Raw genomic sequence first — 23,934 nt, forward strand, 5'->3', positions numbered from 1 at the left:
GCTCGACGGCGCAGCTCGGCGGGATAGGGAGACTTACCTGGCATGGACTCGATCCTCTCAAGAGATCAAGTCTCCACCGAACCCGGGACGATTCAGGCTCCGGCACAGGTCATTCCCCTGAGTCGTGACTCAGCGCGGATGTCGTTCGCCGAGACGATCTCGATCCGCCGGCCGAGCACGTTGGCGGTGGGGGCACCGCGGTTGTAGAAGATCCGCCGCGAGACGGGTCCGGTGAGCGCGGGGTCCATCAACGGCTCGAACACATTCCGTGCCACGGTGTCATTCGTTTTCCCGACCACGACCAGGGAGCCGCCGCGTGGTGCTGTCGCGACGTACATCAGCCAGCGCAAGAGGCTGGCGATGGTCTTGCCGGATCTGACTGCGCCGCTCCAGATGTTGATGCGGGCGGTCGCCTCGGCGATGGAGCGGGCCTGCTTGGCCGACAGGGAGACGGGAGCGGTCACCTGATGACCTCGACCGCTTCCACCACCTCCACCTCCTCGGCGTCCACGATGGCGGCGGACGGAAGCGCGGCTTGGCCGTTGGTGGCCTGGATCTGCGCGAACAGGTTGCCCAGCAGCGAGGCGACGTCGCTGTTCTCGGCGCCGTTGCGGTTGAGGAGGTCGAGGCCGAGCAGGGTGCACCGTCGGGCGATCAGCCGCTCGACGGCTTCGACGGCCTTGACGTCGCCGCCGCACGCGGAGGTCCACAGGGCGGCCATCATCCGGTCGAGCCGGTCGATTTCGATCTGCAGGAGCTGCTCGCTGGACTCCTGCTGGGCGCGGGAAGCCAGTTGGAGAGCGCGCGTGACATCTTTCGAGGCGGCGGCCTGGCTGCTGTAGCCGAGCTTGTCGGCGATCGTCTTGTACTGGACGCCTGCCAGTCTCATCTGGACGGCCTTGGTGCGCCGTTCAGCGATTGCGACCGCTCGGGCCTTAGTAGGACGGGCCATGAGGGGAACCCCCGAATATGTGAATTGTGACCACGGACACAATCCGTGGTCGCGATCAATGGGTTAATCTGCGGAAATGCAGCACGTCAAAATGATCACCATTCAGCAACCGTGGGCCGCCCTCGTCGTGTACGGATACGTTGACGAGAATGGAAATCGGCAGTTTAAGGACGTCGAGAATCGGTCATGGACGACCGCTTATCAGGGGAAACTGTTGATTCACGCCGCGCGAAAAATCGACCCGGTCGGCATGCAAAGGGTGGACGCCCTCGGGCTGGACGTCGTAGGGACGTTGCACCGCGGGGTGATGCTCGGGTCGGTCGTGCTGGGCGAGATCGTGCGCGACAGCGGCAGCCCGTGGGCCCGGCCGTTCCGCCAGCACTGGCAGATTTCCGAGCCGAGCCCGGCCGTGCGCCTGCTGGAGGTGCGGGGCCAGCAGGGGCGGCTGTTCGATCCGCCGGCCGACTGGCAGCGGGGTTTTTCCGAGACCGATGCGTCCCGTGCTGCGTTGTCGCGGGTCAGGGACGCGGAGCCGGATGACCTCGGATCGCCCTTCCGGCTCCGGGTAGATCCGGCGGCGGCCCTGATGGCCGCGCTCAACGTGACGTGAGCTGGGCGGCGGGAGGCACGTACTCGAAAGAGATCACGCCGAGCCTGCGCGGGTCCAGGGACTGTTCATGCATCCAGGCGTGCGTGCTGGAGGTGCCCAGCTTGCGGTCCTGGCGCTGCATGCGCCAGCGCGGGCTCCGGGCCCGGTAGGCGTTCAGCGCCGGGTGGGAGGAGACGGCGCGCATCCGATAGCCGCGTTCATACAGGTATTGCCCCATCCATTCCGTCATCCGGCCACCGAGCGACAATCCCTGATAGTCCGGCAGCACAACAGTGCGATGCGCCATTTTCAAATTCCGCGTGCGCGGGTGCTGGAAATGCCGGTAGCTAGTGAACGCGGCTAATTCGCCGTCCACGTATCCGGCGAAGCACTGTGCGGCCGGGTGCAGGTCAGCGGTCAGATAGTGATGGCGGCTAAACACTCGCCAGAGGGAGCGGTCCGCCTGGTGAATCGAGAGTCGGACTTCTGGCCGGGGTTGAACCGACCTCCAGGCGAACTCGGCGCTGGCCACGTCATACGTCCAGTCCGGCTGCAGCCACTCCAGCACGTCGTAGTGGCACGTCACCGCCACGAGTTGGCGCTTACGGCGGCGGACCGCCTTCTGCACAGCGTGCGACGCGATCCGCGCGACCTGCCGGTCCACCACGCTGGTGAACTCGTCTATCACGACCAGGCCCTCATGCTCGGCCAGAGCTCGCGCGAGCCCGGCCCGGAACGCCTCCCCATTGCTGAGGGTGGCGTAAGGCCTGAGCCAGGCCGGCGGCGAGTTCAGGCCGACCGCGCCGAGCAGCCCAACAACGTCCTTGATGGACATGCCGGTCGGGAAGTCGTCCACGAGCGCCCGATCACTCCACTCTTGGGTGCCGACGAGCGCGCCCGGCCAGAGCTGCCGGGCGATCGTGGACTTGCCCGCCCCGCTCGGACCGACGAGCAGGCCCACATTCCACGCCCGCTCCTCGATCGGCAGGTTGACGCTCCACGAGCTGGTCAGCTTCTCGGTGACGGGCACGTCGAATAGGCCCTGCAACTGGAGCACCCGCGCGCTGGACGTTACGAGTGTCGACAACGTGATCTCAGCTCGCATGCTGTCCCTTTAGAGGACGAGTGCGGCTACGCACCTGTGTAGGCAACTGACACTGCCTCTCTATGGATGTGATGCCTGTCCCTCAAAAACACCACAGCTCTGACGCTTCGTGGATGAAAAGAACCAGTTGTCTTTCCCTGACGCCGAATATAGATATGAGCTAGGTGGTCCTGCGGCTACGCAGGCACCTCGGAACGCGGTCAACGAAGGGAGCGGGCTATGGCCAATAAGGGCTCAAGTCATCGCAGTACCAAGAATTCGGGAGAGGTGCGGAGCGCCACGGGTTGGCCTACGCGAGGCGCCAGTCTCATCCGCCGCGCAGGCGCAATCATCGGCGCTCTCCTTTTGGGCGCATCCGTGCTGTTCGGAGCGGCAACTCCCGCCCAAGCAGCCGGCGGATGCACCGACAAGTCGGAGAATGGTTGGACTATCCGGCTCTGCGCGAGCAAAAGCGGCATATTCGCCGCCTCGGATATCTACATCATCGCCAAGGGGTGGACAGGAAACGGATGCAGGGGCAGCGGATATGCCACCTTCAATGACGGGTCGCCAATATATTACGACCTCACCGGGTGCTCAAACATCAATGTTAACAACCACTATGTCCTTGCTACCGAAACGATCTTTGGGGGCGCGAAAATAACTACCCGTGTAGTGATACGGGAGGATGTCGCGCCCTTCCGGCCTATCTACGACCAGAGCGCCACGTACTACGACGTATAACGGCAGGGGCTGCCCCCTCATGCCTGGGAAGCGGTCAGTGCCAAGCCCAGCAGAGGTGGTTCTGGTCTACATGAGGGCGCGGACCTGCCACCCTTCGTCGGCCAGGCGCTCCAGGAGGCGGGTCTGCTCTTCCTCATTGTCGCAGGTGACGATGATGCCCCACACCTCTGGCCGGACGTCCTCGTCGGCGTCACCTGGCTCGGGCAGCTCCTCCTCAGGCCGGTGGTCGTCGGCCGCAGCCATCCGGGTCAGGTCGTCGGCGGTATAGCCGGTCGCCGAGAGCAGGTCCGGGTCGGCGTCGCGGACGTCGGCCAGGACCTCGGCGAGCATCCGCTCTTCCCAACCACCTTTCTCGGTGGTGCGGTTGTTCGCGATCAGGTACGCCTCGGCGTCCGCGTCGCTGCGGCTCGACCAGCCGCGCACGATCGGCGGCAGCCACGTCCCGTCGTCGTCGACTAGGACGCCCTCGGGCGGGGACTCCTGCTCGGCGGCCATCTCCTCCAGGACCTGGAGGCGGCCGTGGCCGACGACGAGCCGCCCTGTCCGCTCGTCCAGCTCGCCGGCGATGACGCAGCCGAACTCCTCGATCGAGCGGCGGATGGCCGGGAGGTCGTGCTCCTTGGGGTTGCGGACCGCGCGCGGGATCGCGTGCAGGCGCATGTGCTCGATGCGGCGCATCAGCCCTCCGTGTTCTGTGCGCGGTAGCCGTACTGGGCTCGCTCGTCGCTGAGCTGGCGGGCGATGAGCGCGCACGCGAGCACGTCCCAGGTGTGGGTTTCGACGGCTTCGTCGATGATGCTCACGGCCGATCCGGTGATCCGGTTCCGGCCGTCCGCCTTGGTGGGGATGCCGCCATTCGGGGTCTCCCATTCCACGGTCCAAGCCCACTTGGCGCGCTTGAGCCTGGGGCGGCCGAGGCGTTGCCGCTGGAGGGTGAGCTGCACCTGATGGGAGTCGCCTTCGGGCATCTTGATCCAGCCGAGCACCGGCCCCTCAACTGTCTCGAAGCTGTACCTCTTCGGACCGAACAGCGCCTGGACCAGGTCGAGGCTGATGGAGCCGTGCATCCACCACGGGTCGTCACGTGACCAGTGGTTCTCGCGCGCCCACCACTTCCAGCGGATCGCCCACTCGCCGATCGACACGTTGATGACGCGGGACTCGTAGCCCTCGGGGACGAGGCGGCGCTGTAGCCACGTGCCGAACGCCTCGGTGTGGAGGTAGAGCGCGCCGAGCGGCCACATCCGCAGGTGCCCGGACACGGGGTGATCGGCCCCGGCCGCGCCCATCGTGAGCTGGGCGGAGAAGACGCCGAACGTCTTGCCGACGACGAGCTCGCCGCCGAGAGTGCCGGCTGGCCGGTCGGGCCACGGGCCGGGCCCCCACGTTGTCGAGCCGAGAACCTGCATGGCCTGGGTGAACTCGGGCGTGTACACCTTGCCGCTGTAGGGCTGTCCGACGTCGAAGTGCTTCACAGGCAGGTTGCCTTGCGGGTCAGGGCGGACACCGCACCGGTCACACACCACCCACCGGGCCGCGTCGGTGCCGGGCGGCGTCGGCCCGTACCCGTCGACCACCGGCTTGTGACCACGGAGCCGGCACCAGACCATGAGGCGGGGCACCTGGTGCGCCCAGAACCCGCGGTGGACGAGCATGCCGCGCTGGCGGCCGTCCCGCTTGAGGTAGTCGATTGAGTGCCACCACATGATCAGGTCTCCGAGGGGTGAGAGGTGTCAGGCGCGGGGCGGCCAGTGCCAAGTGCCGGGCTGGTCGCCCCGCTCCGGCTGGTGACCCAGTAGGTGTCGTTGCCGTCCAGGTGGACCTGGAGGTTGGCGTGGGCGGTGCCGGACGTGCGCACGATCACGGCGGGGAAGACGTCGTCGGACATGACACGGGAGCCGACGTGCGCGACGTGGCCGTCCCTGCCGGTCTGCCGAGGAGCGCGGGGGTGCGGCCCCGTTGGAACGTCTCGTAGTCGTCGCGGCGCTCATGCGGAGGGCTCCTGTGCTGGTTGAGGGCATGCGAAAGGCCCTGGACCGGGGAGTATCCAGGGCCTAGCTCGTGATCTTGATTCTTAGGGGGTGACCGCTCGGGGTATCCCTACGTGTCGGTGAGGTGGTGTTCGTGCGGGAGGGACGCTCTCAGCGGTTCCCCTGAACCTCGCAGGCGGTCGCAAACCGGTGCGTACCGACACGACTTCCAGATTGATCATGAGGGTACACGCGGTTGTCAAGCCGGGCAAGGGCGCATCGTCACACAGTGGCTCGATCGTGCCGCGAATCGTTGTTTGCCGGGACAGATGGCGTACGTGGAGATAAGATTTGCCCGTTGCCTGAGCAGCTCAGGAGATCTCATGGAAGAGGACGAGTCGCCAGAAGAGTCAACGCACGAGGATTTCATCGAGTTTCGTTTCGAAACTCGCGGCAGAAAGCTGTTCGCAATCGACAGCAACGGAAAGGCTCACCGTATTGGAGGTCACCGCATTGGAGATGGTTTCAGAACCCGCATAGCCCTCACATGGAGGAGTCTTAGAGAAAGCATCGCCCTTACGCCGAAATCTCGAGCGTTGAAAGCGTTTCGCAAGCAATTACGCGATATGCAAACCGCTCTAGAGCAGCTACAAAATATTCCCGCCGAACAGATCCTCCGCGAAAGCTGGACGGGAAGAAGGCTCGACGAATTTGAGATATCAGAGCTCCCTGAGGCGTACCGGGACGCCCTGACGACGAGTGACTCCGACCAGGCGGAGCCCACCATCGATCTCATCCAGGCCACCGAGCGCGAAGAGATGCGCGCTGCAGCCATCGCAGTGGCGCAAGGCCTTGATGACCTATTCCGAAGGTTGGGACCGCCTCCAGAATCTCTTGGAGCAGACTCTGAACCGTTGCTGTCTGGCGGAGGCGGAGGGATGGCAGAATGAAGCCGTCGGGAGATGAAAAGCCTCTAACCGGGCTCGAAATTGCGTTGCAATGGTCAAAGCTGCCGCCAGATCATCTGCGCTCCGCCCTTAAAGGTCTTGAGCCACAGCTTGCTCGCGAGCATGAGTATCGAATGGCTATTCTGCAGCTTCAAGATAAGGCGTCCAGAGAGCGTCGAGCCATGATAAAATACATGGTCGGCATGGTGGCTGGGCTCATTGTAGCTCTGGGCATGCTGGGCACTGCTGCACTCCTTGGCTTAAATGATCAACCATGGCTCGCAGCCGCGTTTTCCGGGCCCGGGGTGATCGCACTAGTCAAGATCTTTGTACTCGGTCGATCTGCTGCTGCTGATATTCGAGAGATGCGACGCGCCATTACGCTTCCCTCACCAATGGCGCCAACCTCGGCCCAATCTGATGTTCCCCCACTAGTGTGAAAGACTCATGGATGGCTTAGGGGCCTGACTAGTGAGGGCCGGGTCGGATTGGGCTCTCCGGTGGCACGTTGTCGTTAGGGCGCAGAGCGCTTCGGTTACTCAATCGCGGCGGCGACTAGGTCGGATGGGTCGTCCTCTAGCCGCCGGGCGGCCGTCAGGTAGATGTCCGTGGTCGAGGACTGGGCGTGATCTAGCGCCTCCTGGATCTTCTTCACGCTGACGCCCGCCTCCTCGGCGAGCGTCGCGAAGGTGTGCCGCAGCTTGTGCGGGTGCACGTCCTCGATCCCGGCCTGACGGCCGACACGCCGGACCAGCTCGTACACGTCCTTACGGTCGAGCCGCCGCCCCGTGGCCGACGCGAAGAGCGGGCCGGTCAGCGCCGCCACCGCCACCCCGGCCCGCTCGGCGCGGTCGGCCAGGTACACGTCGATCGCGTGCGCCGCCGCCGGCGGGACCTTGCGCGTCTTCGGCTTGTCGCCCTTGCCGACGATGCGCAAGGTGCGGTGGCCGCGCTCGTACCCGAGGTCGTCGATCTGGGCGGCCAGGGCCTCGGTCTCCCGGATGCCGGTCTGCAGGAGCAGCCGGATCAGCGCCGCGGTGCGCAGGCGTTCCCGGCCGTGGTCGTTGTCGGCCGCGTGGAGTACGTCGCGGGCCTCGGCGCGGGTGAGGCCGACCGTCTCGGAGTGCTGCCGGTCGACCTTCGGGCGCTTCACTCTGTCGAACGGGTTGAAGTCGGCTGCCTCCTCTTCGACCAGGTAGCGGTACCAGGACGACACGGTGGCGAGCCGCCGCGCGAGCGTCTTCGCTGGCAGGGGCTTGTGAGCTTGCAGGTCGAGCCACCGCTTGTAGACGTCGCCGTGCGGGCGCCGCACCTCGGCGACGTCGAGGCCGTGTTCGGTGAGGAAGTCGAACCACATCTCGATGTCGCGCCTATAGGCGGCGCGGGTGTTCGCGGAGTTGTAGCTGAGGAGCCACGCCTTCGTCAGGTCCTGGACGTAGCCGAGCAGGTTGGGCGGGAACGCCACCTCGCTGCTGGGGCGCGGGACCAGCTCGACCGTCACGGCGCGTCTCCGAAGAAGTCTTCGGGGCGGTAATCGGCAACGATCACTCCCCTGTACCGGATCTGCACAGCCTCGACCTGAACGTCGACGCGCATGAGATGTGACTTGGCCAAGAGTTCGGCGGGCTGGCGCATGGGCAATGCGCAGACGATGGTCCAGTCCCGCCTGCCGTCCTTGTGTTTTACCAGGACGGCAACCTCATAGAGGTCGTCGCGGGATGCAGGTGCTTCAAGAGTGGGAGGCCGAAGAAACGCATCTGCCTGTGGGGGTAGACCGTGAGGGTCGCTCATGATCGGTTGCTCTCTCGGGGGGATGTAGCAGCGATCATGCTATACCCCCATAACGTGGATTATGAGGGGTTGAGAGAGATCATGAACTACGCCCCGACCACACAGCACTATCCGCATGATCCTTGATCCTGGCTTCGATACGTGCGCATACCGAACGGTGTTTGATCACAGCAAGCCCCGCTCCCTAGCAAGCAAGGCCGCCTGAAACCGAGTCCTAGCACCTAGCCGCTGCATCACATTCGCCACGGCGCCCCGATAGGTCCTCACACTGATCCCCAGCGCCTCTGCCGCCGCCTCATCAGTGCCGAACAGCCCGAGAGAATGCAACACCTGCCGCTCCAAAGTGGAGAGCGATGAATCTTCGGACAGAGAACCACGCAGAAGATCCTCCAGTGGCGAACGCACCACAGGCTTCTCCCCGGACCTATCCACCACCACATCGGGCTTAGCGTCTGGCGCGATCCGCCCGAGGCTCCATCCCAGCTCGGCGGCGCGCTTCACCAGTTCATCCACCTCAACCTTGTCCGGCGGCTCCGCCAGCTCGGCCTCGACTCCCTCCCGAGCCTGTTCCACCTCAGCCAGTTCAGCCTCCGCCAACTCGACGGCCACGCCCGCGGCCTCCAGATGCTTCACCCGACCGATTGCCGCGGCCAGCGGGCGGCGCAACGCCCACACGGCGACCACCACAGCCACTGGCCAGGCGAGAGATCCCACGAGAGACGCCACCAGCTCGAAACCCGACATGACAGAGAATCGCAGGTCAGCGCCCCAGTGTTACGAGGCAACGCCGCATGGCCACTAACTCATCCGCCAGTCCGGGGCAGCTCGACATCGTCAGACCTACTACTCACGCCATCCAAGGGGTTGGGGCTTGGGTCACTGTTGTGCTGACAGTCGTAGAGTAGGACCACGCGAATGGTGCGCTTCTTCTCAGCCTCTGGGCGATCCCACGTGATCGTCCAATCTGCTACATACTCCTGAGCCGTTACTGCGGACATGCGTTCGCTCATCTGCGCCGGAGGCGAGACCCGCTCGCCAGCAATCACGGCAACGGTCGCGAGGCAGCCATGCAGGATGTGGCTAAACACGAAGCGATCGGTGGTCCGGACTGTCCCCTTGAGTGTGTAGCGGACCTCACCCTTCGGCTGGTTGATCGGCTCTACGGTCACAGACGTGATGCTTAGGTCAGGGGAGAAATCTCGTCTCGAAGCATCAGGTTTGACCTCATCCATGAGGCCGCGCCCCACGGCAGAGGACGCGGAGACGCTGCCAGCCGGGCCGTCCCCACTCGGAGTGACGGTCGGCGATGCACTACCGCTGCTAAGGACCGTTGCCAGAGCAGTAATGCCAGCCACCGCGATCCCGCTTGCAGCCGTAATCGCTGCCACCACGACGGCGTGCTTCGAGGAAGACACCTCTTCAACCGTGGGCTCAATCTGCCCACCTTCAGAGGGAGCATCCTTCGGCGCACGCTTCTTGGCAGACATGCTCCACCCGTCACATCACACGAATCGCTGACAACTTCCCCGCAGAGCACAGACCCTACGCGCGAGCACGCCGCCTCGCAGGCGTTCTCCGATCCAGCTCTGCCACGTTACTCAGAGGCGTCCAACTCCTGACCTAGCCGGCCCAGCTCGTCCGCAGCAGCACGCCGCTCCACATCATCCCGGCGCCGGAACTCCTCCACGTCCGTCCGCGCTACCCGCCACTCACCGCCATCCACCCAGGCAGGGATCGCGCCCTCCTCCAATAGCTTCACCACGAACGCTGGCGACACGTTCAACATGTCCGCCGCCTGCTGCACCGACAGCTCGCCACCCACATCCGCCACCACAACACCCCCTCCCCCGCAGCGTCCCCCAAGACGCGAGGCCAACGCAACCACCCCCACCCGTCATCCGAGCGTGGCAGACTGGATGACACAGCACCAAACACCAAGGGCCAACGCCGTCCCTTCCAGAACCTGGAAGGGACCCACATGCCCTCCGCTGTTCAGGCCACCCGCGAAACCATCGACCAGCTCATGCTGCTCATCATCGCCCTCGGCGGCCTCATCGCACTCACCCTCGTCATCACCCACCTGACGATCAGCACCTACCGCGCCCTCTTCCCCACCGGCCGCGCACCCCGATTGCACCGCCGAGCTCGCACCTCCCGCTCCACCTGCAACAACCGATCAACACGCACCACCCGCCGGCCATCACCCAGCAACATCGTCGTCGGCCCAGCCGCGTCCGGACGAAACCACCCCTCCCCCACCCACCGCCGAACCGACCCCACCGACACCCCACACCGCGCAGCCGCGCCCACAAGATCCACCCACACACCACCAGCATGAACCAAAAACCCGACACCAACTCCAGGCGGCCGTCAGGCCGGCTGCCGGAGGGTGGGGGCTCGCCGACACGCGAAAGCCGCGCGGCCAATGACCGCGCGGCTTCCGGTTGGCGGCTGCTAGTCGGCGTAGCGCTTCACGCGTTGGACGGCGCGCTGCTGCGCGATTCCCTCGCGGCGGACGGCGAAGCGAGCCAGCGTGCCGACAATCCCGGCGATCTCCGAGGGCGGCGTCTCGGGGTCCTCGCACATGCCGATGAACTCGCCGAACACGGCCAGCGCCGCCACGGCCACGTCGCGGGCGTGCGTGTCGGGGATGGCAAGCGCGGTCAGAAGGACAGAGCGGCTGTGCTCGTACCACGCGGCGGGCGGCGCGCCGACGAGATCGGTCGGCACGTCGTCGTGGCGGAGGATCGCGACCAGGGCGTCTTGCGCGTCGGTGATCATGTCATGGCGGCCAGGGCTGGCGTTCATGGTTGCTCCGTTCGGTAGGTGCCGCGCGGCGGGGTAGGCCGCGCGGCAGGGGGGTTAGGCCGTTGCGGCGGCGGTGGTCCAGTTGGCGCGGTCGTTCACGTCGGCCAGCGCTTCGGCGAGCGTGTGAAGGTCCCGGAGGCTGGCGTTGTGCTCCCACAGGTGGACGAACTCGCCCCACACCGCCACGGCGGTGACGGCGGCGGTGCGGGCATTGCCGTCGGCGAGTCGGTATGCGGCGTTGCCCGCCGCCTGCTCGCCGATGCGGAGAAGCCGGATGTTCCCGGCGTACTGGGCGGCGCGCACGTTCGGCGGGGTGATGCCGACGGCGGTGAGCGTACCCAGGTAGGCGGCGATCGCGCGGTCGGCGACCTGGCGGGCGGTGAGCCTGCTCATGTTGCTCCGTTCGGGGAGGGTGCCCGCTGGCGGGTAGTGCCAGCGGGCAGGGAGGGGTTAACGGCGGTGGTGAGCGCCGCGCGCGGGCGGCTGGTGTGTGGCGGCGGTAAGCCCTTGCTGCGCGGCGTGTGACACCGCGTTGACCAGGTTGTGTGCCTCCAGCACGTTGGCGTGCTCCAGCAGAGCCAGCGCATGAACGTGCATGAGGTAGGCGTTGGCCATGTCCTCGCGGGCGACCTGCTTGAGCACTTCCAGGTACAGGCACCATGCGCTTACGGCCATGTTGCGCCGGTAGCCGTCCTGCATCTGGTAGACGGCCGTGCCGGTGATGTTGAGAGCGCGCGTGTCCGCCACTGTGTCCGGGCGGCCATCCCTGATCGGGAACCGCACGTCCACGGGCGCGTGCTTGGCGGCGACCAGCACGCGGTTTACCGCGCGGGTTGCCGACTCGGCGAGGCTCACCACTTCTTGCGGGTTGATCATGGTTGCTCCGTTCCGGTTGGGGGTCGCGCCCCCGTGGGTAGGCGGGGACGCGACCGTGCGGCTACTTGCCAGCGTTTTCGCTAGCGGACTTGGCGGGTGCCTTGGGGGCGGGCTTGGGGTCGCTGGGCGCGGTCTTGGCGGCGCTCAGCTCCTCCGTGAGCCGGGTGATCTCCGCCTGCTGGTCGGCGTTGATCCTTTCCAGCTCGGCCACCCGAGTCCGAAGGTTCATGACCTCTTCGGCGCGGGCGATCTCCGCGCGCATCTCCTTGAGCTTGTCGGCGGTCGGCGCGGGGGCGGCGGCCAGCGGGTCGTCAGCCTTGAGACCCCCGAGCGCGAGCATGCCGATCGTGGATCGGAAGATCTTCGGCTTGTTGCCGTCGCGGCGGTCGATCACGTCCGCCTCCATGTCCTCTGGGCAGGGGATCATGTCGTCGGCGTAGTCCAACTGCCCCTTGCCGAGGGTGAAGGTGCCCGCGATGACGTGCGACGCGATGACGGGCAGACCCGCCCGCCGGACGTCGCGGTCCCAGGTGCCGCCGCTGCCCTTCTGGCGGGGGTCGGCGTCGATGACGGTGAGGATCTTGTCCAGGATCGCGGTGGGGCTGAGCTTGAATTCCATGATCATTCTTCCTGTGATGGCGGGCCGCCCGCCCGTTGCGGGCGGCCCTGTTGGTTACTCGGATTCGGGCTGATCGATAGCGGTCGTGTCGTCGCTGGTCTGCGACGACTTGACGGGGGCGGGCTTACTGACGGGCGGGGCTTCCGGCTGGCGCTGCTTACGCGCCTTCCGGTTGCGCCGAACCATGTAGATAAGCGCGCCGATGATGGCCAGGGCGAGCGCTCCCGCGCCGCCCCCTCCCACTGCCATGCCCGTGGGCATGCCGGTGGTGGCCGTGCTCTGTGCGGCTAGCTGGCTCGCTAGCGCATTGAACGCGGACGCCATGCCGGGGTCGTCTCCTGCGACTGACGGCATCTGTACCGGCGGTTCGGCAGGCTTGCGGCGCGTGCTTGACGCGCTTACGGGCACGGTCGGGGTGGGTAGCGCTGCCGCCGATGGGGTCGGCGGTGCGGTGACCGTGGCCGTGGGCGCGACTGTGAGCGTGACCGTAGGCGCTGCCGATGCGCTCGCCGTGACCGTGACCGTGACCGTGGCCGTAGTCGTGGCCGTCGTGGTGACGGTGGCCGTAGTCGTGGGCGTGCGTTCCGGGCTTGCTGTGGTCGTCACGGTCGCTGTGGTCGTTGCGGTTGCTGTGGTGGTGACCTCCTGCGTGATGGTCGTGACCGCGCCCGTGGGGGTGGGGTCGGGGGTGACTGGACTGCCCTTAGCGGGCGCTGTGAGCGCACAGAGCAGCAGCGCGGCGGGGACGATGGCCCCCGCTGCTGCTGCGACGGTGCGTGTTGGTTGGTTGCTCACGTCGAGTTCTTCGGGAGTCAGCGCAAGGTCGTTACGACTAATTATGTAACAGTGAGATAACGGTGATGAACTCTCAGGTCAGAGCACATGAAATGACCTGTAACACGCTCGGAAGCTGTAACGCTCTCTGTTTTCATGAGGGTCCGTAGACGCGTCTCGGAGCACCCTCAGAGCGCACCTCGCACCCTCCCCGATCACGTCACCCCACCCCCAGGGACCCGCACCCGCCCCGGATCGCAGCATCGATTAGCGAGGCTAAAAGTCTTCAATCAAATCATCAGTGATACTGATGATCAGTCCGCCGGATGTTGTGGCCTGGCGTTGTCGTATGTCGTACGTCGGTGTCTGGTTTGTTGGTGATCTTCACGTTCGAGCGAAGCTCTGTAGTGGTCGCTGAGCGCTCTTTCTCGACCTTTTGGTATGTGGACACGCAAAACCCCCCTGTCGCGTCTCTGTGGTGATCTACAGACGCGTACAGAGGGGTGTGCGGGTTGCGTCATCAGCTAGCTTTCTCGCTAGCTGCTACAGAATCGGATGGTAAGTACGAAATCGGTCAAGGGCGAGTCGTGGTGCTGAGCGCGGGCACGGGCGGCATCGACAGCCGGGGCGCGAGGTTGCGGATGCGGTCGCGGAGCCGTTTGCGCTTCTGGGGTGGCTTGGGCGGCTGGGAGTGGTCGGGGCAGTGGTCGTGTTCGTGGCCGGGCGCCTGGTGGTGGTAGCTGGTCCAGCCGCGGGAGGCGGCTTCGCGCCTTGCGTCGCTTGGGTCGGTTGCGCCGATGAGGACGGCGTGGGTGTAGCAGTCGTGGTGGTTGCAGATGAGGGTGATGGTGGGGATGGCGCTCACTTCGGGCCTTCTGGGGTGTCGGCGGCGCGGATGTTGGTGCAGGGGTGGCAGTAGTCGAGGTCGTCCTGGCTGCTCCATCCGGCGTCGGCTGCTTGGCTGCGGGCGAGTTCGGGGTCGGTGGCGTGGACGCGGATGGCGGCCATGCATCGGCTGGTGTTGCAGGTGATCTCGGTGGAGGTGCGGGCGGTCATCGTCGTCTCGTTCGGTAGCGGGTCTTGACGCGGCTGGCTGCCGGCCAGGTGGTGCGGCGTAGTGCGCGGGTGAGGTGTTGGGTGAGGCGTCGCCAGTCGGTGTCGGTGAGGTGGGTGGTTTCGTCGATCCACATGTTGGTGGGGGTGACGCCTCGCCAGCGGTGGGGTTGGGGGTGGTGGGTCATCGGCGTTTCCGGTGGTAGGTGATCTTCGTGTGGGTGGCTCGGGGCCAGCGGGTGTTGCGCCGGGCGCGGGCGCGCTGGTCGAGCTCCTTGAGGTGGGCGCGTCGCTGGCGGGGGCTGATGGTGTGCCAGGTGTCGTTGATGAGGAGGGTTGCGTGGAGGGCGGGGCCGAGCTTGTGGAACGCGGCGCCGAGCTGTTCGGCTGCGGCGCTGAGTTGCGTCAGCATGGGGGTGAGCTGGGTCCGTATGTGGGCGTGGAGTTCGCGCAGGTCGTGGGTCACTGTGGTTCCTTGCGGGCGGCGTGGTCGCGGGCGGCGCGGCCGGCGGCGATGATCGGGTCGAGTTTGCGGAGTGGGGGCTTCCAGCCGTTGGCGTTGAGCCAGTCGGCGATGGCGGTGACGTCGTCTTCGAGGAGTGCGGCTTGGATGTGGGGTTGGAGGATGGCGCGGAGTGCGGCGCGCATGGTTTTCCAGGTGGCTTCGATGTCAGGGTCGGCGGCCATGCGGATCCTTTCTGCTGGCCGTTTCGCTAGCTCTTATGGGGTGGTGGTGGTTCGGCCTCTTGGAGGGGGATCATCCAAGTGTTGATCTTGGTGGTGGCGGGCTCGATTCTCCCCCTTCCACCTCAGCGCCGTACGGAGGGTCATGCGCGTCATTGGTAGGTAGTGGGGAGGTGCTTGGTAGGTGGGCGGATGCTGCATCCGGTGATCTTGGTAGCAGCATCCGGTGATCCGGTAGCAGCATCCGGTGATTACTCGCCGGTACGCCCCGGAACACCGGATGCTGCATCACCTGATCAAGGGTTATCCACAGGCCCATCACCGGGGGCAGCATCCGGTGATCGCGGCCGCCTGGTCCGCTTCGGTGGTGGCGGCTCCACCCCCTCCGGGACGGTCAGATCTCGCTCGCCTGGGTCGAGCATCGATACCCGCTCCAACAGGTCGTCAGGGATCGCGAGCCGGTACTCGTCCGCCAACGCGCGACGACCCTGCGACGACCCCTGAACTACCCGCACGAGCAGCCCAACGTCGCGTAACCGCCCCAAGCTCAGCCGCACCGTCCGCTCACTCAATCGCGTCACCCGGGCCAGCCTCTCTGCCGACGGCCGAACCCTCGTTCCGTCCGGATTGCCGTACGTGGCGGCGACCAGCGCAACATGCTGCACGGTTGCCGAGTTGATCCGCTTCTTCCCCTCACCGAACCCCAACTCGGCTCGCCGTACGACGGCAATCCATGTCCAGTAGATCGGCTTGCCAGCCACCCCGCTCCCCTCGACACGCTCGAACCGCGCCCTGAGGGAAGGGCATGATGCTGATCACGGTACGACCCGCGCCTATCCACGCAGAACCACCAACCTCCCGTCCTCGCCCAGCTCACCCAGCGCGGCCACGAGACAGCGATGCCCGTCGACGTCGAAGCACCGCACGCACGCGCCCCGCCGCTCGGCCACGTCCTGGACGTGGTACTGGCACGCGGCGGCAAGCAGCACATGCTCATGGATGCACCCGACGACCAGGCGCACCACCACCTCGCCGCCGCACGCCTCCCCATGAGGGCTACGCCGAGCTCGGCAGCCGGCCTCCGACGGGCCCGTCATCGGGACCCCGGCAGTTCGCGCCGGTTCCCCGCCTGGTCGATCTCCGCGATAGGCCACGACCGGCACAGGTGACCGCGCCGGCCGCATGGCGAGCACCACAGCCCGCCTCCCCTGGCGAGATCATGCACGTGGTGGTGGCAGTACTCGTCGGCCTCCAGATGCCGGTGCGCGCACGTCATGATGAACCGGCGCACCATCGGCTCCCCGCACGCAGGACCGTCCGGCCCCCACGTGCGCACGTCGCACGCCACCGCTACACCTCCCCCGCGACATCCACCGCGGCGACCCCGACCAGCCGGCAGTTGAGCCCCTCCCGCATGCACGGGAGGCACACCACCACCTGGCCGTCGCGGGCGTGCTGCAGGTGCACCTCGCACAGGCGGCCCTGCCGGACGTGCCCGTGGACGCACATCGCCGCGTAGACGGCCGCCTGGTCCCCGCCGCACTCCGTCCACTTCAAGCCCGGCACCGGGCGGGCCCCGCACGCGGCCTCACCGCTCGATCGTGCGCCAGCGATTTCGCTAGCACTTATGGGCGTCACGAGCTGCTCCACGGCTGGACTGCACCAGCTGCACGCCGGGCGATCATCTCGACGATGCCGTACGGGCGGCGCTGGACGTCGGTAAGGTCCTCCAGCAGACGCACGGTCGCGGCGTCCCGTACCACCGGCGCCCACCTGGCCAAAAGATCCCACACGTCTGGTAGCCGGTCCACGAACACCCGCTCGTACCCATCGCCGCCCGACAGGGTCAGAACATGGCGGGGCACCTTCTCCCGCCTGAACCACACCCCGATCGCCGGAGACACCGACTCCCAGCTTCCGATCTGCTGTCTCGGCTCGTAGCCAAGCCGCGACAGTAGCTTCCCTTCTTCCTCGTCCGGCCGGGCCTGGGCCGCGACCAGGTCTTCACCCTCGATCCACTCCCCCGCTGTGTAGTACCAGGCGAGCTGCTTCACAGATCTGTCTCCTTCACTGCCCTGATGAACTGCTTGAACGGCTCCAACTTCGCCAGCTCCTCCTTCAGCCGCCGGTTCTCGGCCCGCAGCGCCTCGACATCAGCGCGCAGCTCCGACCGCACCGACAGGAACATCGCGTTCTTCTCCTCGACCTCGCGCCGCAGGCCGGCAACCTCGGCCTGCAACCGATCGATCGTGGCGGCCGCCGTCCGCCCGGTCTCCAGCAGCTTCATGAGCTGCGCGTACTCATCGGCCGGTGGGTGCCCCGGAGGCGGCGCGGGCACAGGGGCGGACGTGGGGGCCTTGCGCGCGGGCACATCGGCGGGCGTCGGCTTACGCGTCACGGTCAGGTTGCCGTCGTGCCAGGTGTCGCGGATCCACCAGAGCGAGGGGTTGCCGCGCCGCTGACACTTGATGTGCTGGGTGTCGCGCAGGTACCGGGACACCTCCTCCTGGTAGACCGGATCCCAGTCGGCTCCCACGCTGCGCATCACCGACGTGAGCGTGCCCGTCCACAGCACCCCTTCGACGCGGGCATTCGTCTCGGTCTCGTCGCCCTGCTTGGCGGCTTCCTCGCGCAGCAGGTCGTACAGCGCTCTGGCGTCGACGGCGAGGTCTTCCTTGCGCGACGCCCCCTCGATCCGGGCGACATCGCCGATCTTGGGCATTACCTGGTCAGCTCCTTGCGGTGTTTCAGGAAGGGGGGAGGGTTCGGGCTGGCTGGGGTGGGCGAGCTCGCCCAGGAGGAAGGCCAGGACCTCGTTCTCCCGCCTGCGCAGCACATCCACGTACGACTGGTTGTCCAGACTGGCCGCCAGGACGAGGCGCCCACCGACGACGTCAATCCTCACGCCGGACCGGTAAGCAGCGGCGACCAGCCCCTGCACCGGCCAGTCGTCTCCCCCTCGCCGCTCGTCCTGGCCGGCGTCGGTGACCGCGGCCTGCATGGGGGTGCACGTGGCGAGCTGCCGAATGCGGGAGCGTGCGTTCAGGAGGTCAGACCCGACCGCTCGGTCCGGCACGGACTGCGACCGCTTGGTGGCGGGGTTGGTGACCTCCCACCCGCTGGCCACCTTCCTCACGAGGAAGCCGTACGCCTCCGCCTCGCGGCGGACCATCTTCTCCATGTCCCGGCGGCGGCTCACGCGGGCCTCCGCCATACCGCCACGCCGACGTGCCGGGCGAAAGCGGCAGCACCCGCGGACCCTGTCGAGCCGTCGAAGAGGTGCGCGAGCATGCCGTACCGGCCTCCCCGGCCCTGGACCAGGCCGACCATGTAGCCGTTACGAGCCGGCCCGGCAGCTCTCGCCAGCTCCGGGATGTGCCACGGCGCGGGATGGAGCTCGACCGTCACATCGGGAACGGCCGCCGCCCACTCATAGGCGTACCGGTCGCCGCCGGACGGCCGGTCCTTGTCCCGGTCGTAGCCGATGAGGATGCGGAAGCCGCCGAACCGGTCGTACAGGCCGGACAGGTCGGCGCGCACCTTGGCCCGGTCGGCGAGCCGCGACCCGGTGTAGACGATCGTCAGCGGGTCTTCCTGGTCGGCCCAGCGGTGGACGTCAGCGGCGAAGTTCGCCATGACGTGCTTCACCACGTCCGAGCTGATGGGGTAGTCACCAAGGATCCGCTCCAAGATGGCTTCGAGCTCCTGCTGGTGCGCCGTGGTCAGCGTCGGCCGGGCGCCGGTCATCCGCCACCTCCGGTGCCGCGCCCACCAAACCCGCCCCGGGATATGACCCGGCCCGACCGAGATGTGATCGACACGTTGCCGGACGGGCGCACAGCGGTGCCGCCACGCACGTACACGCCGGTCCTGGTGCCGCCGTACACCCACCGCACGTACGCGGCGTGGCTGTCACAGTAGGTGTCATCCATGATCCGGTACGTCCCGTCGGTCTCGGCCGTGACCATCACGCAGTCGGCGACAACCTCCTCCTCGGAGACGGCGTACAGCAGTCCTGCGATCGCGGCGATCGACGTGACCGTGCCGAGCGCCACCTTCGCCGTCGCCATGCGGCGCTCTCGCCTCTCGCGCTCCCGTCTCTTGTGCTCATACATCGGCGTCACCGTCCTCGCCCAGAACCCTGTCCAGCTCCGCCAGGACCTGACGCGTCAGCGACGCGACGCGGCTGTCCATCTCCTCGCGGCGGAACTGCTCGAACAGATCGGCGTGGACGGCAATCACTCGTTCCGCTGCCGCCCGGCGCGCTCTCAAGCCCATCGACACCGTCCCAGGCGACCAGGGCAGGTGAAGTGGACAGGAGGCGTGGCGCGAAGTCGTGGGGTAGCTGCGCGAGATCTTCATGATCGTGAGCACCATCGCCACCGGCGGTTCACACGGGGTGTTGCGGACCTTAGTCGCCTCGGCGCATGCCTCCAGGTCGCCCTCACGCCAGCGGCGCACGTACGTTCTACGCCGCGGGGTCTGCTCATACAGGACGAATCCTTCGTCCTCGGGACGGATACGGTCAGCCATCGCCGTGCTCCAGGGCGGTCAAGGCGACTTCGGCGAGCTGGTCGACGTGGGTGGGATCGCCGGCGAGGTCGGGCCACGCGGCCGTCAGTGCGCGCCGGATCGTGCGGCGGCGTGCGTCGCGGTCCTGGTCGGGCAGCAGGTCATGCAACGCCTGGGGCCAGCTCGTGAACCGCACGGCCCGGTCGTCGAGGTAGGCGGACGCGGGCAGCTTGCGGTTGGTCACCAGCAGCACGCCGCGCTCCACCCAGAAGCGCAGGTCGTCCGACGGGTCGGTGGCCACCAGCAGTTCGTGCGCGGCGAGCCAGTCGGCGACGTCGGCCGGAGTCCGGCTGGTGTGAATGAACACGCTGTAGTGCTCCATCAGCGTGCGCAGCCCATCGAGCGCGCCGTCCATCGGCGGGTCGTAGATGGTGCCGTCTGCCCAGCCGCGGCTGTAGCGGTGCACGACTCTGTCGAAGTCGACCGCCACGGTTCTGATCACGGTGCGCCTTTCATGTTGGCCAGCGCTGAAGGGCTGGCGTTGTGGGGTGGGTCGAACGAGGGCCCGGCACCCCGTCGGGTGCCGGGCCCTCACGGACGGGGTCGCGGTGGAAGGCCGCGCCGTCTGCGGCGCGCGTCGTCCAACCGGGTCACGTTGTCCGGCAGGACGATGGGCACGCCCTTCGTGCACGATGCGACGTGCGGATAGAAGACCTGCTCGAACAGCGCCTTCGGCCGGTCTCGGGAGGGGCGGCGAGACCGCCACACGCCGAGCCCGTCCCGGATGGCTACGGTGTTGCCGTCGGGGTTCGGTTTCGGATCCACGGCGAACGGTCGCCCGGCCTCGGTGATGGTCCACAGGACCGGCTGCTCACACTCGTCGCATCGGGACAGCTCATGCCGGGTTGGTGCGAGGGTCGATCCCCCCGGGCAGGCCGTGCCGGTGGAGGGCGCGGGCGGCAGCAACATCGTCGGCTCCAACACCCCATCCCTCGATGACGCAGAGGGCGTTGCCGTGCTCGTCGGTGACGGCAGTGCGAGGGAGCTGGAGGCGGGAGCGCTTGCGGCGCCGCTGTCCGGGTTTGAGTCTCGGGGGCCGGTCGTCGGGGTCGAACATGAGAGTTCTCCTTGCTGGTCGGGCGGGCAGTAGCAGCGCAGCGGCGCGCAGTATCCGGGCGGGGGCGGCGGAGGCGCGTGGTCGGCGCACCGTCTGCCGAAGGTGTAGAGGCGGGTGGGCGTCTTACCGCACGGGCCAGGGCCGAAGGTGCACGGCGCGGTCGACGGCGACGCCCCTGTCACTCGCTGTCGTCCTTCTTCTCCAGCGGGTCTGCCTGTCCGCTGTCGATGATTTTGTAGAAGGCGGGGGTGATGATGAGGACGCCGATGGCGAGGATGAGCACGCCGAGGCCCTGATCGACCTGGAAGACGTACCAGCTGGAGGCGAGCATCGCCGCGATGACGACGAGGAACGCGGCCAGTCGGATCACGCGGCCACGTCCAGCCCCGACCACAGCCGGATCACCGCGCCGGGCACGCGCAGCGCGTCCGGCTCGTCCACCTGGCCGACGTACACCTTGGCCAGTTCCCGGTAGCGGACCACGCGGGCATCGTCCTTCCACACCCCGGCCTGCGTGAGGGCGTCTTCCGTGGACCTCAGGAGCTTCGAGAGATCAGGCGCGCTGGCGGGATGCCACCACAGGGCCTTTGACCAGCGGACGCCGGACGGCCACCACGTCGGGCGGCCGGACGGCTTGTCGCCCATCGTGAACACCATCTCGGCGATGATCGGCCCGTCCAGCCGCGCGAACGGTTCGCCGGCCGCAGCGCGGCGGTCGATCTCGTCCATCGCGGCCTGGCGAACGTCCTGCCGCCACGGCTTGACGGTGGCGTTCTGCTCGATCATCCGGTTCTTGCCGACAGGTCTTTTGGAGCCCTGCGAGCCGGGTGTGCCGTACACCGTGATCGTGATCAGGGGTGGTGTCACTGTGCCCTCCTCAGGCGTTGAGAGATCTCGACTACCAGCCCGTCCAGCGACGGATCGGGGTCGAGATCGGGTTGACGATGCGTGCCGGCGAGCCGCTCCAACTCGATGCGGCGCCGGTCACGGCGGACGTCCAGCGCGACGCCGGCGGCGACGACCAGGCCGACGAGGGCTGCGGCCAGGCCAACGAGGGCGAGCAGGCCAACGAGCACGTACACGGCGATCACCTGCGGGGCCCCTTGCCTCGTGCGTGCCAGCCGATGAGCAGGCCGATGGTGGCCGACAGGACGCCCCACCCGGCCATGAGCCATGCGAACAGGCCCATCGCCGGGAGGGACGCGAACAGCGGTCCGTTCACTGGGGCGCGACCGCCAGCTCGGCCAGGCGCACGTTCTCGGCCGTCAGTTCCTGGATGTCGCGTTCGGCCTGTTCCAGCGCCTCCTGAGCGGCCCGCAACCTGCCGGGATAGGCACGAGTTTCGAGTGCCTGCTTGGCGATGGCGACAACTTCCTGAACGCGAGCGTTTCCGCTAGCGGACAGCGGAATGTCGGCCCAGTCCGCCAAGTCCACGATGTCGTTCAGCGCGTCCTCGAAGGCGGTAGCCCCCCTTCCGACGTCCACCAGCCGCCCCTTGAGTACCTTGGTCTGGAACTGCATCTCGTACACCAGCGTCCACAGCTCGGTCTCCCGGATGTCCATCAGCCGAACCGTCAGCCGCCAGGTGATGAGGCAGGCCGTGGCGGTGAGAAGGACCCACCCGGCCAGCCACGGCAGAGCGGCGATCACCACGACTCTCCCTCCGCGCAGGACGGGTACGTTGCCCGCTCGGGGCAGGCGTCCCACGTCGTCCGGCTGACGACCCGTTCGCCCTCGTGGTCTCCGTCGAGCAGGGTCAGGTACCACTCCGGCAGGCTGCGGTGCACGTTCACGTGGCGGGCGACGCATGTGCGTGTCGTGCGCCGCTGAGTGCCGGAGCGGTACGTGGTCGTCTTCCAGGCTGCGCAGCTCGTGGTCGTCCACGTGCGCGGCGGTTCGTACCGCCGGTGCGTCACCTGCCCCTGCGAAGGTGACGCCGCACAACTTGCCACGAGGAGAACAGCGACAGCGCTCAGCGCGGCGTAGTTCCCGTTCACAGGACACGCTTCTCGCGGGCGGTCGCCTGCAGCGCCTCGGCGTCGCCCTTGCGCAGGTAGCGGATGATCGTGGTCGGGAACCCGACGCACGGGCTGACCGTGATGGTGACCTGCACGAGATCGGCCAGCGGAATCTGCAGGTCGGCGGTGGCGTCAGCGATGTCAGTGAGCTGGTTGCCGACAGGGTTGGTCATGAAGGGCTCCGTGGTTTCGGGGAGATGGGTCATGCGAGAGAAGGCTCGGCGTGTTCGCGGTTGCGCCGCACCCGAGGGTGACGCGGGGACCGTGATCACAGGCTCCACGCCAGCGAGACGAGCCCCTGCGTGATGGCCCAGAGCACGGCCCAGCCGAATGCCACGGTCATCAGCGTCCCGAGGAACTCGTACACCCTGGCCATCACAGCCAGGAGGTAGGCGATGCCTCTCATCGGCCACCTCGGGTGCACCGGCTGGCAGTCCGGCTAGCGCGCTGCCGGGAGATGTCCATGTCGTGCAGGAGGCTTGTGGCGTCGACCCCGTGCAGGGTGACGCGGTGCCCGCACAGCACCGCGCGGAGCTGCGCGAGGGTGGGCATGCCGTTGGCGTACTCCCACACGCGTCTGCCGGCCGTGTTGGTGCCGCGCGCGTAGAAGGTGTCGTTGTCGGCGTCCCAGCCGACCGTCACGCTGCCGCAGTGGACAGGGAAGGTGCGGAAGATCACCGCTCCTCCCGTGGCGTCGCGGCGGGCTGTGCCGGCCTCGGCATCACGCTGGTCAGGTCACGGGTCTCCTCCCCCGGTGCCGGTCCGCCGTGCGCCGGGCAGGGGCCGTGCTCACTGCACCCGCACTCGCGCGGCTGGAGCGGCGGCGCGCTGGCCGCGCGCGTGGGGGTGCTGATCGGGGTGACGGCGGGCACGTACGGGCGCACCGCGTGGGTGGTCTCGCGGACCAGATGCACGGGGGTGCTTGCCCTGGCGACGACGTCCTGGTTGCCCGTGCCCACGCATTCCGGGCAGCCACCTCCCTGGCAGGTGAAGCAGGGGGTGATGCTCTCGGCGTGGCACGGCAGGTCCAGGCGGTGAACCATCTGGGGCATGTCCGGCGTCCCGCACGAGCACGTCGGCTGCGCCGTGAGCCCCGCAGCGGCGCGGACGCGTTCCTGCTCCGCGCGCTTGTGCCGGGTGAGAGCGGCCTCGATGTCGCGGCGCACGGCCGGCAGAACGGCCTGCAGCCGGTCCAGGACGAGGGCTCCGTCGATCAGGTCTCGGGGGTCCTTGGCGTCGACGCTGTACCGGTACTCGCCGATCACGAGGGTGACGGCGTGCGCCGTCGTGTCATGAAACACGTCGGCCGGGCTGGGCTGGCCCTTGTTGACGGTGATGGACATGGGCATGAGCGGATCTCCTTGAGGGGTAGGTGCCCAGCCCGCGCTGCGCGGGC

The 23,934-nt window shown here is 67.3% G+C and carries 42 protein-coding genes; 3 read left to right on the top strand and 39 right to left on the bottom strand.

Annotation, left to right across the window (positions count from 1 at the left end):
- Positions 1 to 92 precede the first annotated feature (92 nt).
- Together ABT158_RS48480 and ABT158_RS48485 are read right to left on the bottom strand one after the other, a co-directional pair.
- Complete coding sequence (locus tag ABT158_RS48480) at positions 93 to 464, bottom strand: hypothetical protein (protein WP_352365818.1); 372 nt, start codon at positions 462 to 464, stop codon at positions 93 to 95.
- On the bottom strand, positions 461 to 889 hold the full coding sequence (locus tag ABT158_RS48485; RefSeq protein WP_352365820.1) for a hypothetical protein: 429 nt from the start codon (positions 887 to 889) through the stop codon (positions 461 to 463). Before ABT158_RS48485 ends, ABT158_RS48480 begins: the two co-directional genes overlap by 4 nt.
- A gap of 139 nt (positions 890 to 1,028) precedes the next feature.
- On the opposite strand from ABT158_RS48485, the gene ABT158_RS48490 reads away from it, so the two are divergent.
- A complete protein-coding gene (locus tag ABT158_RS48490) occupies positions 1,029 to 1,562 on the top strand; it encodes an ASCH domain-containing protein (RefSeq protein ID WP_352365822.1) in 534 nt (177 codons plus the stop codon).
- On the opposite strand, the gene ABT158_RS48495 is transcribed toward ABT158_RS48490, so the two are convergent.
- The 4 genes from ABT158_RS48495 to ABT158_RS48510 form a co-directional block, all read right to left on the bottom strand.
- The gene (locus tag ABT158_RS48495; protein ID WP_352365824.1) at positions 1,549 to 2,646 is read right to left on the bottom strand and encodes a GNAT family N-acetyltransferase; all 1,098 of its coding nucleotides are present in this window, start codon (positions 2,644 to 2,646) and stop codon (positions 1,549 to 1,551) included. The genes ABT158_RS48490 and ABT158_RS48495 overlap by 14 nt on opposite strands.
- A gap of 789 nt (positions 2,647 to 3,435) precedes the next feature.
- Positions 3,436 to 4,047, bottom strand: coding sequence for a ParB N-terminal domain-containing protein (locus ABT158_RS48500; protein ID WP_352365826.1), 612 nt, complete (start codon positions 4,045 to 4,047; stop codon positions 3,436 to 3,438).
- On the bottom strand, positions 4,047 to 5,075 hold the full coding sequence (locus tag ABT158_RS48505; RefSeq protein ID WP_352365828.1) for a hypothetical protein: 1,029 nt from the start codon (positions 5,073 to 5,075) through the stop codon (positions 4,047 to 4,049). The genes ABT158_RS48500 and ABT158_RS48505 overlap by 1 nt, the downstream gene beginning before the upstream one ends.
- Positions 5,076 to 5,077: 2 nt before the next feature.
- Positions 5,078 to 5,257, bottom strand: a complete 180-nt coding sequence (locus tag ABT158_RS48510) for a hypothetical protein (RefSeq protein WP_352365829.1) — start codon at positions 5,255 to 5,257, stop codon at positions 5,078 to 5,080.
- Between the two features lie 465 nt (positions 5,258 to 5,722).
- Between ABT158_RS48510 and ABT158_RS48515 the strand changes: the two genes are divergently transcribed.
- The gene (locus tag ABT158_RS48515; RefSeq protein ID WP_352365831.1) at positions 5,723 to 6,289 is read left to right on the top strand and encodes a hypothetical protein; all 567 of its coding nucleotides are present in this window, start codon (positions 5,723 to 5,725) and stop codon (positions 6,287 to 6,289) included.
- On the top strand, positions 6,286 to 6,726 hold the full coding sequence (locus ABT158_RS48520; protein ID WP_352365833.1) for a hypothetical protein: 441 nt from the start codon (positions 6,286 to 6,288) through the stop codon (positions 6,724 to 6,726). Before ABT158_RS48515 ends, ABT158_RS48520 begins: the two co-directional genes overlap by 4 nt.
- A gap of 95 nt (positions 6,727 to 6,821) precedes the next feature.
- Here the strand turns inward: ABT158_RS48520 and ABT158_RS48525 are convergent, their stop codons facing one another.
- The 33 genes from ABT158_RS48525 to ABT158_RS48685 all read right to left on the bottom strand — a co-directional run bounded on the left by ABT158_RS48525 (position 6,822) and on the right by ABT158_RS48685 (position 23,887).
- The gene (locus ABT158_RS48525; RefSeq protein ID WP_352365834.1) at positions 6,822 to 7,787 is read right to left on the bottom strand and encodes a tyrosine-type recombinase/integrase; all 966 of its coding nucleotides are present in this window, start codon (positions 7,785 to 7,787) and stop codon (positions 6,822 to 6,824) included.
- Positions 7,784 to 8,077 (bottom strand): hypothetical protein, encoded by a 294-nt coding sequence (locus tag ABT158_RS48530; RefSeq protein WP_352365836.1) that lies wholly within the window; start codon positions 8,075 to 8,077, stop codon positions 7,784 to 7,786. The genes ABT158_RS48525 and ABT158_RS48530 overlap by 4 nt, the downstream gene beginning before the upstream one ends.
- A 165-nt stretch (positions 8,078 to 8,242) precedes the next feature.
- Positions 8,243 to 8,821 (bottom strand): response regulator transcription factor, encoded by a 579-nt coding sequence (locus ABT158_RS48535; protein WP_352365838.1) that lies wholly within the window; start codon positions 8,819 to 8,821, stop codon positions 8,243 to 8,245.
- A gap of 59 nt (positions 8,822 to 8,880) precedes the next feature.
- Positions 8,881 to 9,564, bottom strand: a complete 684-nt coding sequence (locus tag ABT158_RS48540) for a hypothetical protein (RefSeq protein ID WP_352365839.1) — start codon at positions 9,562 to 9,564, stop codon at positions 8,881 to 8,883.
- A gap of 107 nt (positions 9,565 to 9,671) precedes the next feature.
- Positions 9,672 to 9,911: a helix-turn-helix domain-containing protein gene (locus tag ABT158_RS48545; protein ID WP_352365841.1), complete on the bottom strand. Its 240-nt coding sequence runs from the start codon at positions 9,909 to 9,911 to the stop codon at positions 9,672 to 9,674.
- Between the two features lie 60 nt (positions 9,912 to 9,971).
- Positions 9,972 to 10,157 carry a hypothetical protein gene (locus ABT158_RS48550; protein WP_352365842.1) on the bottom strand — a complete coding sequence of 62 codons (186 nt, stop codon included), beginning with the start codon at positions 10,155 to 10,157 and terminating at the stop codon, positions 9,972 to 9,974.
- Positions 10,158 to 10,531: 374 nt separating this feature from the next.
- Positions 10,532 to 10,885 carry a hypothetical protein gene (locus ABT158_RS48555; protein ID WP_352365844.1) on the bottom strand — a complete coding sequence of 118 codons (354 nt, stop codon included), beginning with the start codon at positions 10,883 to 10,885 and terminating at the stop codon, positions 10,532 to 10,534.
- Between the two features lie 54 nt (positions 10,886 to 10,939).
- A complete protein-coding gene (locus ABT158_RS48560; protein WP_352365846.1) occupies positions 10,940 to 11,278 on the bottom strand; it encodes a hypothetical protein in 339 nt (112 codons plus the stop codon).
- Positions 11,279 to 11,335: 57 nt separating this feature from the next.
- A complete protein-coding gene (locus tag ABT158_RS48565) occupies positions 11,336 to 11,761 on the bottom strand; it encodes a hypothetical protein (RefSeq protein WP_352365848.1) in 426 nt (141 codons plus the stop codon).
- Positions 11,762 to 11,822: 61 nt separating this feature from the next.
- Positions 11,823 to 12,380 carry a hypothetical protein gene (locus ABT158_RS48570; protein ID WP_352365849.1) on the bottom strand — a complete coding sequence of 186 codons (558 nt, stop codon included), beginning with the start codon at positions 12,378 to 12,380 and terminating at the stop codon, positions 11,823 to 11,825.
- 54 nt (positions 12,381 to 12,434) lie between these two features.
- Positions 12,435 to 12,704 (bottom strand): hypothetical protein, encoded by a 270-nt coding sequence (locus tag ABT158_RS48575; RefSeq protein WP_352365851.1) that lies wholly within the window; start codon positions 12,702 to 12,704, stop codon positions 12,435 to 12,437.
- A 1,024-nt stretch (positions 12,705 to 13,728) separates the two neighbouring features.
- The gene (locus ABT158_RS48580) at positions 13,729 to 14,019 is read right to left on the bottom strand and encodes a hypothetical protein (RefSeq protein ID WP_352365853.1); all 291 of its coding nucleotides are present in this window, start codon (positions 14,017 to 14,019) and stop codon (positions 13,729 to 13,731) included.
- Entirely contained in the window at positions 14,016 to 14,210 is a 195-nt protein-coding gene (locus ABT158_RS48585; RefSeq protein WP_352365855.1) for a hypothetical protein, read from the bottom strand. Before ABT158_RS48585 ends, ABT158_RS48580 begins: the two co-directional genes overlap by 4 nt.
- 181 nt (positions 14,211 to 14,391) lie before the next feature.
- Positions 14,392 to 14,673: a hypothetical protein gene (locus tag ABT158_RS48590; RefSeq protein ID WP_352365857.1), complete on the bottom strand. Its 282-nt coding sequence runs from the start codon at positions 14,671 to 14,673 to the stop codon at positions 14,392 to 14,394.
- Positions 14,670 to 14,894 carry a hypothetical protein gene (locus ABT158_RS48595; protein ID WP_352365858.1) on the bottom strand — a complete coding sequence of 75 codons (225 nt, stop codon included), beginning with the start codon at positions 14,892 to 14,894 and terminating at the stop codon, positions 14,670 to 14,672. The genes ABT158_RS48590 and ABT158_RS48595 overlap by 4 nt, the downstream gene beginning before the upstream one ends.
- Positions 14,895 to 15,724: 830 nt before the next feature.
- The gene (locus ABT158_RS48600) at positions 15,725 to 15,913 is read right to left on the bottom strand and encodes a hypothetical protein (RefSeq protein ID WP_352365860.1); all 189 of its coding nucleotides are present in this window, start codon (positions 15,911 to 15,913) and stop codon (positions 15,725 to 15,727) included.
- A gap of 328 nt (positions 15,914 to 16,241) precedes the next feature.
- The gene (locus tag ABT158_RS48605) at positions 16,242 to 16,448 is read right to left on the bottom strand and encodes a hypothetical protein (RefSeq protein ID WP_352365862.1); all 207 of its coding nucleotides are present in this window, start codon (positions 16,446 to 16,448) and stop codon (positions 16,242 to 16,244) included.
- 77 nt (positions 16,449 to 16,525) lie between these two features.
- Positions 16,526 to 16,945 carry a hypothetical protein gene (locus ABT158_RS48610; protein ID WP_352365864.1) on the bottom strand — a complete coding sequence of 140 codons (420 nt, stop codon included), beginning with the start codon at positions 16,943 to 16,945 and terminating at the stop codon, positions 16,526 to 16,528.
- Positions 16,942 to 18,090, bottom strand: coding sequence for a hypothetical protein (locus ABT158_RS48615; protein ID WP_352365866.1), 1,149 nt, complete (start codon positions 18,088 to 18,090; stop codon positions 16,942 to 16,944). The genes ABT158_RS48610 and ABT158_RS48615 overlap by 4 nt, the downstream gene beginning before the upstream one ends.
- Positions 18,087 to 18,638 carry a hypothetical protein gene (locus ABT158_RS48620; protein ID WP_352365868.1) on the bottom strand — a complete coding sequence of 184 codons (552 nt, stop codon included), beginning with the start codon at positions 18,636 to 18,638 and terminating at the stop codon, positions 18,087 to 18,089. Before ABT158_RS48620 ends, ABT158_RS48615 begins: the two co-directional genes overlap by 4 nt.
- Positions 18,635 to 18,961, bottom strand: a complete 327-nt coding sequence (locus tag ABT158_RS48625) for a hypothetical protein (protein WP_352365869.1) — start codon at positions 18,959 to 18,961, stop codon at positions 18,635 to 18,637. The genes ABT158_RS48620 and ABT158_RS48625 overlap by 4 nt, the downstream gene beginning before the upstream one ends.
- Positions 18,962 to 18,998: 37 nt before the next feature.
- Complete coding sequence (locus ABT158_RS48630) at positions 18,999 to 19,424, bottom strand: hypothetical protein (protein WP_352365871.1); 426 nt, start codon at positions 19,422 to 19,424, stop codon at positions 18,999 to 19,001.
- Positions 19,417 to 19,905, bottom strand: a complete 489-nt coding sequence (locus ABT158_RS48635; RefSeq protein WP_352365873.1) for a hypothetical protein — start codon at positions 19,903 to 19,905, stop codon at positions 19,417 to 19,419. The genes ABT158_RS48630 and ABT158_RS48635 overlap by 8 nt, the downstream gene beginning before the upstream one ends.
- Positions 19,906 to 19,994: 89 nt before the next feature.
- Entirely contained in the window at positions 19,995 to 20,372 is a 378-nt protein-coding gene (locus ABT158_RS48640; RefSeq protein ID WP_352365875.1) for a hypothetical protein, read from the bottom strand.
- 326 nt (positions 20,373 to 20,698) lie between these two features.
- Positions 20,699 to 20,890, bottom strand: a complete 192-nt coding sequence (locus ABT158_RS48645; protein WP_352365877.1) for a hypothetical protein — start codon at positions 20,888 to 20,890, stop codon at positions 20,699 to 20,701.
- Positions 20,887 to 21,387, bottom strand: a complete 501-nt coding sequence (locus tag ABT158_RS48650; RefSeq protein ID WP_352365879.1) for a RusA family crossover junction endodeoxyribonuclease — start codon at positions 21,385 to 21,387, stop codon at positions 20,887 to 20,889. Before ABT158_RS48650 ends, ABT158_RS48645 begins: the two co-directional genes overlap by 4 nt.
- Entirely contained in the window at positions 21,384 to 21,611 is a 228-nt protein-coding gene (locus ABT158_RS48655) for a hypothetical protein (protein ID WP_352365881.1), read from the bottom strand. Before ABT158_RS48655 ends, ABT158_RS48650 begins: the two co-directional genes overlap by 4 nt.
- A gap of 127 nt (positions 21,612 to 21,738) precedes the next feature.
- Positions 21,739 to 22,170: a hypothetical protein gene (locus ABT158_RS48660; protein WP_352365883.1), complete on the bottom strand. Its 432-nt coding sequence runs from the start codon at positions 22,168 to 22,170 to the stop codon at positions 21,739 to 21,741.
- The gene (locus ABT158_RS48665; protein WP_352365885.1) at positions 22,167 to 22,313 is read right to left on the bottom strand and encodes a hypothetical protein; all 147 of its coding nucleotides are present in this window, start codon (positions 22,311 to 22,313) and stop codon (positions 22,167 to 22,169) included. Before ABT158_RS48665 ends, ABT158_RS48660 begins: the two co-directional genes overlap by 4 nt.
- 200 nt (positions 22,314 to 22,513) lie before the next feature.
- Complete coding sequence (locus tag ABT158_RS48670; protein WP_352365887.1) at positions 22,514 to 22,711, bottom strand: hypothetical protein; 198 nt, start codon at positions 22,709 to 22,711, stop codon at positions 22,514 to 22,516.
- A 95-nt stretch (positions 22,712 to 22,806) separates the two neighbouring features.
- Positions 22,807 to 22,944, bottom strand: a complete 138-nt coding sequence (locus ABT158_RS48675; protein ID WP_352365889.1) for a hypothetical protein — start codon at positions 22,942 to 22,944, stop codon at positions 22,807 to 22,809.
- Positions 22,941 to 23,216, bottom strand: a complete 276-nt coding sequence (locus ABT158_RS48680) for a hypothetical protein (RefSeq protein ID WP_352365891.1) — start codon at positions 23,214 to 23,216, stop codon at positions 22,941 to 22,943. The genes ABT158_RS48675 and ABT158_RS48680 overlap by 4 nt, the downstream gene beginning before the upstream one ends.
- On the bottom strand, positions 23,213 to 23,887 hold the full coding sequence (locus ABT158_RS48685; RefSeq protein ID WP_352365893.1) for a hypothetical protein: 675 nt from the start codon (positions 23,885 to 23,887) through the stop codon (positions 23,213 to 23,215). Before ABT158_RS48685 ends, ABT158_RS48680 begins: the two co-directional genes overlap by 4 nt.
- Positions 23,888 to 23,934 lie beyond the last annotated feature (47 nt).

Origin of the sequence: Nonomuraea sp. NPDC001636 (genome assembly GCF_040298265.1) — a bacterium.
Taxonomy (GTDB): domain Bacteria; phylum Actinomycetota; class Actinomycetes; order Streptosporangiales; family Streptosporangiaceae; genus Nonomuraea.